A 12,924-nucleotide genomic window follows, 5' to 3' on the forward strand; every position below is an offset into this window, starting at 1 on the left:
CACTGATGGAGGGATATGAGGATGCGATTACGGAGCAAGTGGATCACCGGGATTTTGTGCGTTGCCCTAATGATTGGATGCTATAGCCAAGCGGATATCGTCGCTGCTAAGGAGGAGCCGCCGCAGGGGTTTATTGAAATTGTGGATCTGGATAAAAACGTGCTGATCAAAAGAGTAAAGTTCGATAATGAGCTCAGCGATAAGATGAAGGTCGTTTTAGCTGACATGCGACTGAACGGACGCAGCAACTTGGACTTTCCCAAAGGCATATTAATGAAGGTTCCGCTGCATACACGCGTGCACAACGAATGGTTTGACGATATGATTCGTGAGGCAATCGTCATATTTGAGCCTGGGCAGCAGCCCCTCGTCTTGCTATTTAACCGGAAGAATCAACCTGTTCTTTTTACAGCGTCAAGCGATGGGGGATTGTTGGGGTTAGTTAAGAATTGAGCACCGCCCTCCGGCACGGCGATAAGGATCCACTCACTCCCAGAAACCGAGCCCCTGCCGACTTGCTTGTGGTGGTATTAGGTTTATTTGGGTGAATTTAGGGTGTTAGAACTAATCGAATGGGGATAAAGCACCTTGAGTGAGACTCATGGGCCTGTTACTATCTTTAGGGATTTATTCTAAAATTCGTAGGTAGTCCATTAAATGGTAGTGACGGGAGATGAGACGAGTTATGGTCAAAAAGAAATGGGTGGCAGGCGCTACCATCATCGGAATGCTGACAACAGGTGCCGCTGGAGTATATGCGGGAAGCAACCTGCAGGAAATCAAGGCTTATCTTAATACCAGTCTTGGCATCGTTGTAAATGACAAGGATTTTAAACCGGTGGACAGTAAGGGTAAGGTACTGACTCCTATTACTTATAACAACACGACCTATCTGCCTGTAAGAGCCGTATCGGAGGCGCTTCAAGTTCCCGTTGAATTTGACGCTGCTAACAACAAAGTACGCATCGGCAGCAGCGGCGGATCTTCCGCCTCGCCGGTGGTCACACCTCCGCCGACTCAGACTGAGCCTCCGGCCACATCGGGGAGCTCTTCAAAGAGACCGCAGCATCTTCCTTCCGATTTTCCGCTTCCGGCAGACTTCAAGACAACTCATCTCAATGATACTAGTTCCGGCGGCAAAAAGTCCGTACTGATGATTTATAAAACAAAAGAAGACGCGAAAAAACTGAATGAGCTGTATTCCGATTATCTGAAGAAGCGCAGTTATGCCGATGTGCTAAATGCTTCTACAGAATCCAGCGTATCCTTGATGGGAGAGAGCACGAAGGAAAGCTCTATGATTAGCAGCGGCTCCGAAAGGGATGCGGAAGGGTATATTGAAGTTACAATTAATTGGAGCGAGCTGTAACAAGTTTGCAACATGTTTCTGAAAACAGGCTTCCGCCTTCCGGCGGGGGCTTGTTTCTTTGTGGAACAGCATCGGCATTGCGCCCGAGATCCGGCAACCTCCCTAGAAAAGTGTTGTAACCGGGACTAAAACAAGGTATAGTGAATATGCAAAAAATGAATCGTTGGACCTGATAAAGCCATACCAATGGATATGGCTTTTTTTTTCTTAAAGCTGACTTTAACCACAATCACAACCTATGAAGGAGTTGCTGCATAAATGATTGAATTGTCCGGGGTTGAAAAATACTTTGCTGGACAAGTCGTTGTGCACCCGCTTTCGCTCACCATTAAGGAAGGGGAATTCCTGACCTTGCTGGGCCCGAGCGGCTGCGGCAAGACAACGATTCTGCGCATGATCGCCGGATTCGAGTATCCGACCAAGGGGAAAATCCTGCTGGATGGTGCCGATCTGACGAGTCTGCCACCGAATCGCCGGGATTTGAACCTGGTCTTTCAGCATTATGCGTTGTTTCCGCATATGACGGTAGAGGACAATATCGCCTTCGGGCTGAAAATGAAAAAGCTGCCGGCCAAAGAGCAGCAGGAACGTATACAGGAAGCGGTAGAAATGACTCAGCTGACGCCGCTGGTCAAGCGTTATCCGCACCAGCTTTCCGGCGGACAGCAGCAGCGCGTAGCGATTGCCCGCGCGATTGCAAACAAGCCTAAGGTGCTGTTGCTGGATGAACCGCTAGGCGCACTGGATTTGCAGCTTCGGAAGAACCTTCAATCGGAGCTGAAGCATCTGCAGCGCAGTCTTGGTATTACGTTTGTGTACGTTACGCATGATCAGGAGGAAGCCATGATGCTGTCCGACCGGATCGTGATCATGAACAGCGGTAAGGTTGAGCAAATCGGCACGCCGCGGGAAATCTACGCTACGCCGACTACGCTGTTTTCCGCTACATTTGTGGGAGAGAACAATATTTTCTCACAGGATGGGCGGTTGTTTGCCGTGCGTCCGGAAAAATTGAGGGCCGTCCGTTCGCAGGACGGAGCCAAGCGCATCGGCGAAGTGTTGGACGTCCTTTATTTGGGGAGCATCCATAAACTGGTCGTTCAGCTTGAGGATGAGCCGATGACGGTATCCATCGTACTTGATTTTACCGATGAACGCACTTGGCAGGTTGGAGAGAAAGTCGGCGTAAATTGGAATACGGAGGATGAGGTGGTAATCGGGCCATGAAGAAATCTAGCATGGGCCTTCTGCCGGTCCTCCTGTGGCTGAGCCTGTTCCTGGTCGTGCCAATGCTGATCGTGGTAGGGATTTCTTTTATGAGCCGGGACGATCTCGGCAACGTGGTATTTCATTTTAATCTCGACGCTTACGCCACGTTTTTCGACCCGCTTTATTTAGGCATTTATTGGGACACGATAGTCCTGTCCATAGTGACAACGGCCTTATGCCTGCTGCTCAGTTATCCGCTGGCCTATTATATTGCGAATGCCGGGCCGAAAATGCAGACTTGGGGACTCGCGTTAATCACGGTTCCGTTCTGGATCAATTTCCTGATCCGTACCTATGCTTGGGTGCTTTTGCTGCGGACGCAGGGCGTGGTCAACAATCTGTTGCTCGACTTAGGCTTCATCCAAGAGCCGCTTCAAATGCTTTATACGAAGGGGGCTGTGCTGCTTGGCATGGTATACACCTTCATTCCGTTCATGGTGCTGCCGATTTATGTGGCGCTGGAGCAAATGGACAAGAAACTGCTTGAGGCTGCCAGCGATCTGGGAGCGACCGGTTGGAAATCGTTCTGGCATATTACGCTGCCGCAAACCAAATCCGGAATCATGACCGGTTCGGTGCTGGTTTATGTATCGACAACCGGAATGTTCGTGGTGACCGATATTCTCGGCGGAGCCAAATCGGCGATGATCAGCAACATTATCCAAAGCCAGTTTCTTGGGGCGCGAAATTGGCCCTTCGGCTCTGCGCTGTCGGTTATTTTCGTGATCACGTCGCTGATCTTGATCGCCCTCTTCAATAAAGCCATGACATCCAGACACATGACTGCAAAGGAGGGGCGCTGATGAAGAGCAAGAATCACCCGCTGCTCGGGATCCATTCCCTGCTGGTCATGATCTTTATTTATTTGCCCATCGCCTTTATCATTGCGTATTCGTTCAACAGTTCTCGGCTTGCCGCGGATTGGAGCGGGTTTACGTTTGAATGGTACGTCTCCTTGTTCAGCAACCGCCGTGTCATGGAGGCGCTCAGCAACACGCTGATCGTGGCACTGGTATCGACCGTGTTCTCGACGCTGTTGGGAACGATGGCTGCAATTGCTATCCGTAAAGTCGGACGAAGAAGTAAAGCCGGCATAGGCGGGTTGCTTTATTTGCCGATTATTATTCCGGATATTATTATGGGCTTGTCTCTGCTTGTGCTATTTACCCAATTTCATATCCCGCTCGGCAAGTTGACGATTATTATCGCGCATATCACGTTCAGCATTTCTTATGTTTATGTGATTGTGACGACGAGACTGACCGGCATGGGAGGCCAGTTGGAAGAAGCGGCCCAGGATCTTGGGGCCGATGCTTGGCAGACCTTCCGCCATGTCACCCTGCCGCAGATTATGCCGGGGATCATCTCGGGAGCGATCATTGCATTCACCATGTCGCTGGACGATTTCATGGTCAGCTTTTTCGTCAGCGGACCAAGCTCGACGACGCTGCCGATTTACATCTACGGACAGGTCAAACGGGGTATTTCCCCGGAAATTAACGCGCTTTGTACCCTATTGATCCTGGTGAGTGTGACATTGATTTTCTTGGCCCAGTTCGTGTTAAATAGAGGAAAGGGTCAGAAGAAACGCTCTGTCTTACCGTTTTAACGGAGTTAGTTGATGGAATTATTACCAACGGGATCATCTATAAATTAGATGAACTAAAGAATAAGATGTAAGCAAGGGAGTAAAATGATTCCGAAAAAGTGGAACGCTCGCCTTTGGATCCGGATTTCTACTGCATTTGATTCTATAAGATCAAGAAATCTGGAACCAACAGCGATTGTAGGAACATTTTATGTACTTGCTCCGCATCCATTCAATACTTCAACTTATCATAGATGTAAGAAAGAGAGGAGATAAAGAATTGAAAAAAATGAAATGGGCCGGCCTGGCGCTGGCAGCCGCTATGGTGCTTACGGTGTTATCCGGTTGCGGATCATCCAAGGAAACGCTGAATATTTACAGCTGGGCTGACAACTTTGACGCGGATGTGCTTGCGGCATTTGAAAAAGAGTACGACGTGAAGATCAACTATGACGTATTTGCCAACAATGAAGACTTGCTTGCCAAGATCAAGGCGGGCGGCTCGGGCTATGACCTGATCCAGCCTTCCGATTACATGGTTGCGACCATGATCAAGCAGGATTTGCTGGCCCCGTTGAACAAGGACAATATCCCGAATTTCGCGAATATTGCCGATACCTACAAGAACCCGTCCTTTGACCCGGATAACAAGTACTCTGTAGTTTATACCTCCGGCGTCACAGGCATCGCATACAATACGAAATATGTGAAAGACGAAATCGACAGCTGGGAAGATCTCTGGAATCCGGAATACAAAGGAAAAGTCATCCTTCTTGACGATAACCGCGAGGTTATTGGCATGGCGTTGAAAAAAGCCGGGAAATCCAACAGCTCGACGGACGAAGGCGAAATTACCGCAGCTGTGGAAGATTTGAAGAACTTGCTGCCAAGCGTGCTCGCTTTTGACACCGACAATATCAAGCAAAAGATGATTCAAGAGGAAGGCTGGATCGCTACGGTTTGGTCCGGCGACGCTTCCGTCATCGTCAAGGATAACCCGGACGTGGCCTACGTGGTGCCTAAGGAAGGCGGCACGATCTGGTCCGATAACTATGCGATTCCAAAAGGCGCAAAGCATCAGGAGCTTGCAGAGAAGTTTATTAACTTCATGCTCGATCCCGAGAATAGCGCCACAAACTATGAATCGATCGGTTACAGCGATCCGAACACGAAAGCTCACGAGTTTCATAGCGAAGAATACAACAACGATAAGATGATCAACTTGTCGGAAGACGAATTGTCCCGGACCGAGTGGTTACAGGATGTCGGCGACAAGCTGCAAGTATATGACCGTTTCTGGACCGAGCTTAAGAGCGGCCGGGAATAATGCCTTTGAGAAGAGCGTGGATAACACGCTCTTTTTTTGTTTGTGAAGATTTAATCGGGGGTAGGGATGGATGTAGGGTAGCGGAAACTTTGCCCCGTATTTTTGCGTCTATAATTTAAATTCGAGTAAAGAGAGGTCCTAAACGATGATCAACTTAAAGAGAACAGCAGTTATGGCGGGCATTTTAAGCTCCCTGCTTGCGGCCCAGGGTTCGGCCTCCGCAGCACCCGCCGTAAAAGAGGAAGCGAGTGTATTCGTCAACGGAAGATTGCAAGTGGAAGTATTGACCGTGAATAATCGTACCTTAATTCAACTCGTTGCTTTGAAGGATCCTGCTTGGAACATTTCCTATGAATCAAAAAAGAAAACTGTAATTGTGTCCAGCCCGTCCAATCAGAAGACGATTACATTGAAAGCGGGAGAGAAGACCGCAGAAATCAACGGTAAAAAGGTGGCCATCGATGTGCCGGTTACCGTGAAGGAGGGGCGGACTTATGTGCCGCTAAGATTCATTTCCGAGCAGCTCGGCGGGGCCGTATCCTTTAACAAGGAAGAGAACCGGGCGGTGATCCGGACGCCTTCCGGACAGGCCGATTATACGACTCTCATGAGCGGGGATTTGACGGAAGCCCGGGAAGTGGCCTCCCGCCTGGAGCTGGTCTATGAGGATAGCTTCAAGCCCCTTCCGGAAACGGGAGAGGGGTTTACAATCACTAACACCTATCCTAAAGGAGAGGCGCTGCGTTTGAAGCGCGATTATAAAGGGATGACCTGGTATGCGGAAGTCAACAAGGAGGGTCTGCTGGTCGTAAAGTGGCAGAAGGATAGTCTTGGTGAAAAAAGCGAGAGCGGGACACCTCCGAAGTCTTTCGGCGAAGCGGTGTTTTTCTCCGATAACTTCATGTCGGAATTACTGGTTTACGGCACCGTAACCGCTGACGGGAAAGCCACGGAGCTCGGCAGAATCAGCTCCGAGGGGAACGGGGGCATGGCATCGGCTTTGGCGGTTCCCATCGAAGGAGAAATCCGGAGCGACGCCGTAGCGGGTACAATCGGCAAGTAAACTCCAGAAGGTCTACATGATTTTCCTCGCTCGCGGAAATAATGGGTGTAATTCCGTGAAGAGATGAGGTTGAGAAATGAAAAAGTTCGTTTTTCAAATAGGGAGCGCGATGCTCGCCATCGGTTTGCTGGTTTCGGGATGGGGCGGCATCGTTGGGCCGGGAGCCCCGGTTCATGCGCAAGCCCATGCATATGGCCAGTCTTTGGCGAAGCAAACCCAAAAGCCTGAGGCCGGCCAGCCGGTCAAGATTACGCTGAAGGGAAAACCGCTCAAACAGCAAGGCCTGCAGGGTAAAGAAGGCGTCCTGGTTCCTCTGGAGATGATCCGAAAGGACTTAAAGATTCCGGTCAAGTACGACAAATCATCCAATACGTATACATTAAAACGGCAGAATGTAGTCGTACAGCTTCAACCCGGAGAAACGGGGGCCAAAGCGATTGTAGACGGAAGCACGCAGATCCTTCCCTACGAATGGAAAGTGGTTGACGGCAACCCCTATGTGTCAGTGAAGGTGCTTTCGGACAATTTGGGTTACACCACGCAGTGGAATGAGGCGGGAAGTGCGCTGAATCTGACGCCTCACCGGTTAAATGATATCAAGATCAGCACCCGTAACTTGGAGAAGGTGATTCCCGAGGCCTCCATCAAGATACAATATCCTCAGGTCAGCGGTTTGCGAAGCAAACAAGCCGAGGAGAAGATCAACACCTTGCTCCAATCCAGAGCCGATAAGTTTATGCAAGAATCACTCAAAGAAGCGAAGAACAACCAGCCCTCACCCAACGGCAGTCCCTACGAGTTCCTCGGCAATTACACCGTCACATACAACCGTGGCGGGCTGCTGAGCATTCTTGTGCAAACCTATGCCTATACAGGCGGGGCGCATGGCATAAGCGTCAGAGAAGGGCTGACGTTCCGTCTGAGTGACGGAAAGCTGCTGACGCTCGACGAAGTATTGCGAGCCAATCCGAATTTCCGCAGCATCGTCGATCCTTCCATTGCCAAGCAGCTTCAGCAAACCGAAGGGTATTTCGGTGGATTTAAGACCATCGGAAACAACCCGGATTTCTATTTAAAAGATAACGGCGTTGTGATCTTCTTCCAGCTGTACGACTATCTTCCGTACGTGTTCGGATTCCCCGAGTTCTATTTCTCATTCCCTGAGCTCGGAATTAAATCGAGAAAATAAAGAAAAAGACGGTGCCAAGGAAAGATCCTTGCACCGTCTTTTTTTAGAAGAGATTACAATGAAAAATACATAACAAATTCGGCGGGGAGATGTAGCTTCTAACAACCCTCCGGTTTCTACTTTAAGCTTTTCAGCAAATTGTAGAGCACCTGGACACTTTCGGCGCGGGTCAGCTGTTCCTGCGGAGCAAATTGCCCGCCGTCCCGACCTTGGAGCAATCCTGCCGCGCTGGCAGCAGCTACAGCATCCTTGGCCCATGCATTGATTTGATCAGCATCGGAAAACTTGCTTCCCGCAGGGACCGCGAGCTGACGGCCTGCTTCCATTTCATAGGCCCGAACCAGCATGACGGCCATTTCCTGCCGGGTTAAAGTGCTTTCCGGCTCATATTCGTTACCGCTCCGACCGGTTAGCAGGCCTGCCTGTGCAGCGGTCTCCACTGCTGCCGCATACCAGGATTCCTGCGGCACATCGGCAAACCGGGTTGCCGATGTGCCGCCTGAAACCGGGGTTGTCCCGAGCAACCGTATCAGCATGGCGGCGAACTCGGCCCGGGTGAGCGCCCTCTGAGGCTCAAATCTGGTATCATCAATTCCATCAAAGACGTGCTTCGCCGCCATCCGTACAATGACGGTTTTGGCCCAGTGACTGTCACTTACATCCTCGAAACTGCGGGCATATGCCAGTACCGCATATTGTCCTCCCAGCGGGACTTCAGCGGTAATCTTGCCGTCGGTCCATTGGCCGCCCACATAAACGAGCTGCCCATCGGTTCCGATGGCATATACGCCCAACAACTCGGGATCGGCATCGTATCCGGTCTTGATGGTAAGCACAATCTTCTCATTTTCCAATGCCGAGACCTGGGCAAACGGATCGCCGTTTTGGTCTACAGCTTCCACTTTGATGCTATACGGCTCACTGGCCGCTGTCCATTGAACGGCTCCCGGAATGGCCACACTTCCCACTGCCTGCTTTATCAGTCCGGAATCAGCGGCTACGGTCGTAATCCTGATTTGTGTTTCCTGTACGCCCTTACCGGCATCTTCCAGCAGCTTGCGCAGGGTTTGCCCGCGGAGTTCAAGAGTTAAAAGCTCTTTCACCAGCTTCAGAGTGCTGCTTTCTCCTACAGCGCCAGCCACATCCGCCGGCAGCAGCAGCGTTTCCTTGTCTTTGCTCCACTGTACAGTGAAGCTACCCGTTCCTTCCGGCTTCAAATCTCCTTGGCTCAGCCGCTGGATCCCATCGGGCTGCTGGGGCACAGGAACCGGTGTGGAGGGTAGGGAAGGGGTCCAGGAACCCGGATTTTCCTCAACCCCCGGTTGATTCACGGGTGCGGCCACATGGACTGTGCGGATGACTTCCACTGCCGCGTTGCCCGCCGCATCCTGCACATTATAGTGAACCTTGTAGGCTCCTGCCAACCCAGTATTCACGGCATCTACCAACTTGTCGGCAAAAGTAACGGTGGTTACCAGACGATGCGTAATATCCCCGTCCCGGTCATCTGCGGCAACGGCTCCGGCATCCGTGTATACCGCACCGTTTGCCACATACACCGTTGCGTCACCCAACAGCGTGATTACCGGTTGCACCGTATCCGATTCGCCATCTGTTCCGATGACTACCGTCCGGACGACCTCGTTTGCCACATTTCCGGCCAGATCTCTGACATTGTAATGGACCTTGTAGGTAGATTGCGTCACGGTGCTGATTCCGTCCGCAGGAAGCCCATTCCAGCTGTAACCGGTGATGATCCGGTCTGTAATATCTCCATCTTGGTCATCCATGGCAGTGGCGCCGGCATCTAAATATTCGGAGCCTACATTCAGGGTCACCAGAGCGTTCCCCCGCAAGGTAATCACGGGTTTCACTATATCCTCGCCTTGGGAAGGTGCTTCCATTTCCTCAAAAATCAAGTAGTCGATATTACCGACATACGTTCTATCCGTTGAAAACGTAAGAATGATATCATGTACGCCCGTAACAGACTTTTCTATTGTTCCCGTATACTTAAGATAAGTATTATAGTTGTCGGGTGCATCCGGAGTAACAGCAGCCGTCAGATAGCCGATTTTATGGGCATCGTCAACGCTGTCAACATAGATGGTGACAGTTCCCCCGCAGTTTGAAAATTTGAGCGCCATGTTCATTATGAAACTTTGAATGCCGTTATTCCCGAAATCCACGGAGTTAATGGTCATGCTGCCGCTGTCCACCACATCTCCTATATAATTGAAGCCATTGGTCAAGTTTCCGGACATGCCCGTAGCGGCTGCAGCAGCCTTCTTCGCATTGGGCGTTTTGTCTTTCCCGGGGGTAAACTCAGAAGCCCATTCTCCTTCTATATAGCTAAAAGCGGATACTTTATAGTTGGTGGACAGGGTCGGTGCGGTGTAGGTATTGAACAGCTTATAGTTTGAATATACGGAAGCCTGTACAGAAAAGTCCCCGTATCTTAGCACGTTGATCTGGCCGGTTGTTTCATTTATGGTCGCAATATCAGGACGAGACGATGACCACTTGATTGAAAAATCGGCATTTGACGGCAAGTAGGTTGCTTCCGCGCTCATGGTGTAGACCGTTTTCCCCTGGGCGGCATTCAACGGGGTATCTGACGTTAACGGTTCGCCCTCCAGAAGGAAGGTGAGCTCGATCAGTTCTGTCAGATCAGCCTTGGCTACGTACGGAATAAATATGAAATAATCCAAATTCCCCACATACGTCTTCCCGGCGTTCGGTTTAAACACCAAGGTGACATGATGTGTACCCGTGATCCGTTCACTGAAGTCTACATTGAATTCCTTAAAGACACTCCAATCGGCCGCGGTCGGCGTTGTAGTAAGGGAAGCGATTTTTTTGGCCCCTGTCAGACTGCCGTCGGAATTGCCGTCAATGTAAATCTCGATGATGCCTGATGCGTTGCTTTCTTTTACCGCTGCCGAGAAAGTGGCCGACTCAGCTCCGTTGCCTCCGAACTGGACATTGGAGTAAAATGCCCATGATCCTGCGAGGGAGCCGCCCAAATTATCCATATTATCGCCTTCTGCATGCACAAGATGATAGGTGTCATATTCCCCCGCTTCAATCCTTGCGTAGGCATCCTTGGGTTCGTTGCCAATCTTCTTATCATATACGCCGGGCGATGCATAAAGGGCATCTATGATGTCAGAGGAGGCAGCAATCTTTTGGCCTTCTACAGATTTGAATTTGAACAACTGGTTTGGTGTCAAATCTTTCGTAGAGATGGATTTATAGGAGGAGACGGAAACCGTCGGGCCGTTAAACGAAGAATTTGTAGATTTTTTCGTCCAGTCATATGGTTGCCCCTGGCTATCCTTTGCATAAGCAATACGCATTCCCCGGTCCTTATTCGCTCCCATGGTAAAGGTTACTGTCTTATCTGGATCCGTATCAGAGACGGCGTACCCCTTAAAGGCTTGCGAGGCGCTGAAAATAATGATGTCCTCTGCGGTGAGGGCGGTATAATAGTGCGCGTTAAAATCTGCAACGTTCGGTTCATGGGGGAATACGCCATCCGTATTGTACGTAAACCAGAAAATTACGGATGCGCCCGGCTTGATGATTCTGTTCTCGGATAATTCCAGCCGGCCTTCCCAATTAACGGCAGCATCTCCCCGGGCAGGATCCGCTCCGATATTTCCCCACAGGAACGCGTATTCCTCCGTGGACATGGACTTTGTGCCAAGATTTGTGACTTCAAAGTATTTATATCCCGGACTGGCATTAGGATAAATCTCCGAAATGACCGGATTTGCTTCCCCGGATTCTTGATAGATTCTTAAGGTGTAGGTTGTCACGCGTCCGGCAGTATCCGTTACGTAAAGAAGGATAGAATTATCCGCCTGTGTGATATTGAAATTTAATGTGCTTTGTCCCCCGGCTCCGGTAAAATCCTGATTCGGACCCTCGTTGATACGTGCGGTAACCGTATATCCGACGTTGTGCTTCACGTTTAGGGACAGATCATTTTCAGCCAAAAACAGTTCATAGGAGAAGCGGCTTCCTGAAAGCTCCGCAACAGCTTTATGATTTACTTCAATAGCGTCTAATTTCGGCATTTGGTTCAGCGATAATTCCGCATATACGGCAGAGTGATCGGAAAGATACTCATTTCTGATAATGTCATGCTTATAGACGCCGATATTGCCTGCCGAGATAAAGATATGGTCAATAACGTCTTTGGTTCCTTCATTGTAGTTTTTGCCGAAGCCGGCTGAACTGGGAAGCGTCGAATAGTCATGGGTCACATATTTGGCATTCAGATAACCGTTTTCCCCGTTTGCAAGATAGTTATAGCCCTCGGATTTCTCCGTAGCGTTAATATCTCCCGTCAGGACAACAGGCGCATGATATTGGGAGACCAGTTCATCCGCTGTTTTTTTGACCTGAATGGAGCAAAGGCGTTGGATATAGTCCGAGGTTTGGTGGTCATAATGGGAGTTGACATGGATGTATGCGATTTCATTTGTTCCTTTGAGTTTAAAAACCGCATAGGACATGACACGGGGCTTGGACATCCCTTTATAAAGAACTCCGCCTTGATCACCCAGTATATCCGTATATTTGGAGGTTTTATCGTTGGGGGTCTCCGAGAACCAGTAACCTCCGGTTTTTTCAACTTCGTATAGATCACTTCTGTAAAGAATGGGTGAATACTCGTTGTAGCCGCTTGTTAAATCTGTTGTGCCGTCTTCTGCCTTATTGCCTGTCAGGGCATAGGTTGCTCCGTCTTGATACCCGTAAGTGAGCACACTACTCTGAAGATAGTTCATCCATTCCGGAGTAATCTCATTCAGACCCATGGAATCAGGCTGCTTCCCATTAATCAGAGCTGTGAGCATTTCTCCCCGGGTCTTCCCGTCTTGTTCCCGTTCAATCGTTTCGGTCGAACTCGTCATCACATTAAAGCTGATAATCTTCAGTTTGTCATCGTTCGTTTGCGCGCTAGCCCCCCTTATACCCATGCCGGAAAACATCGGAACCAACATCCCGATCAAAAGCACATAAGAGACTGCCTTCACGGCCTTTCTTTTCACATTAAGCCCTCCTCGTTCCTTATTCTTCATTGAGCGATTGCTTTCCGTGAGTGTATCCC

General features: G+C 49.9%; 9 protein-coding genes. 8 read left to right on the plus strand and 1 reads right to left on the minus strand.

Translation table 11 applies throughout. From position 1 onward, the window contains the following. The first annotated feature begins 21 nt into the window (after positions 1-21). The 8 genes from KJS57_RS22370 to KJS57_RS22405 all read left to right on the plus strand — a co-directional run bounded on the left by KJS57_RS22370 (position 22) and on the right by KJS57_RS22405 (position 7,805). The gene (locus KJS57_RS22370) at positions 22-453 is read left to right on the plus strand and encodes a hypothetical protein (protein WP_213656413.1); all 432 of its coding nucleotides are present in this window, start codon (positions 22-24) and stop codon (positions 451-453) included. A gap of 232 nt (positions 454-685) precedes the next feature. Continuing rightward, positions 686-1,369, plus strand: a complete 684-nt coding sequence (locus tag KJS57_RS22375) for a stalk domain-containing protein (protein WP_244861669.1) — start codon at positions 686-688, stop codon at positions 1,367-1,369. Positions 1,370-1,627: 258 nt separating this feature from the next. Continuing rightward, positions 1,628-2,596, plus strand: a complete 969-nt coding sequence (locus KJS57_RS22380; RefSeq protein ID WP_213656415.1) for an ABC transporter ATP-binding protein — start codon at positions 1,628-1,630, stop codon at positions 2,594-2,596. Continuing rightward, on the plus strand, positions 2,593-3,441 hold the full coding sequence (locus KJS57_RS22385; protein WP_211025148.1) for an ABC transporter permease: 849 nt from the start codon (positions 2,593-2,595) through the stop codon (positions 3,439-3,441). The genes KJS57_RS22380 and KJS57_RS22385 overlap by 4 nt, the downstream gene beginning before the upstream one ends. After that, the gene (locus tag KJS57_RS22390) at positions 3,441-4,247 is read left to right on the plus strand and encodes an ABC transporter permease (RefSeq protein WP_213656416.1); all 807 of its coding nucleotides are present in this window, start codon (positions 3,441-3,443) and stop codon (positions 4,245-4,247) included. The genes KJS57_RS22385 and KJS57_RS22390 overlap by 1 nt, the downstream gene beginning before the upstream one ends. A gap of 259 nt (positions 4,248-4,506) precedes the next feature. Further along, complete coding sequence (locus KJS57_RS22395; RefSeq protein ID WP_280520400.1) at positions 4,507-5,553, plus strand: ABC transporter substrate-binding protein; 1,047 nt, start codon at positions 4,507-4,509, stop codon at positions 5,551-5,553. Positions 5,554-5,698: 145 nt separating this feature from the next. Continuing rightward, positions 5,699-6,616: a copper amine oxidase N-terminal domain-containing protein gene (locus KJS57_RS22400; RefSeq protein ID WP_213656417.1), complete on the plus strand. Its 918-nt coding sequence runs from the start codon at positions 5,699-5,701 to the stop codon at positions 6,614-6,616. Positions 6,617-6,692: 76 nt separating this feature from the next. Further along, the gene (locus KJS57_RS22405; protein ID WP_244861670.1) at positions 6,693-7,805 is read left to right on the plus strand and encodes a PdaC/SigV domain-containing protein; all 1,113 of its coding nucleotides are present in this window, start codon (positions 6,693-6,695) and stop codon (positions 7,803-7,805) included. Between the two features lie 116 nt (positions 7,806-7,921). Here KJS57_RS22405 and KJS57_RS22410 read toward each other — a convergent pair whose 3' ends face one another. Then, entirely contained in the window at positions 7,922-12,865 is a 4,944-nt protein-coding gene (locus tag KJS57_RS22410; RefSeq protein WP_213656418.1) for an S-layer homology domain-containing protein, read from the minus strand. Positions 12,866-12,924 lie beyond the last annotated feature (59 nt).

This window comes from Paenibacillus vini (assembly GCF_018403325.1).
Classification (GTDB): domain Bacteria; phylum Bacillota; class Bacilli; order Paenibacillales; family Paenibacillaceae; genus Fontibacillus; species Fontibacillus vini.

What these genes read in the sequence shown, in the direction of transcription:
- KJS57_RS22370 (WP_213656413.1), top strand. Translation starts at nt 22, where the DNA reads ATGCGATTACGGAGCAAGTGGATCACCGGGATTTTGTGCGTTGCCCTA.
- KJS57_RS22375 (WP_244861669.1), top strand. Translation starts at nt 686, where the DNA reads ATGGTCAAAAAGAAATGGGTGGCAGGCGCTACCATCATCGGAATGCTG.
- KJS57_RS22380 (WP_213656415.1), top strand. Translation starts at nt 1,628, where the DNA reads ATGATTGAATTGTCCGGGGTTGAAAAATACTTTGCTGGACAAGTCGTT.
- KJS57_RS22385 (WP_211025148.1), top strand. Translation starts at nt 2,593, where the DNA reads ATGAAGAAATCTAGCATGGGCCTTCTGCCGGTCCTCCTGTGGCTGAGC.
- KJS57_RS22390 (WP_213656416.1), top strand. Translation starts at nt 3,441, where the DNA reads ATGAAGAGCAAGAATCACCCGCTGCTCGGGATCCATTCCCTGCTGGTC.
- KJS57_RS22400 (WP_213656417.1), top strand. Translation starts at nt 5,699, where the DNA reads ATGATCAACTTAAAGAGAACAGCAGTTATGGCGGGCATTTTAAGCTCC.
- KJS57_RS22405 (WP_244861670.1), top strand. Translation starts at nt 6,693, where the DNA reads ATGAAAAAGTTCGTTTTTCAAATAGGGAGCGCGATGCTCGCCATCGGT.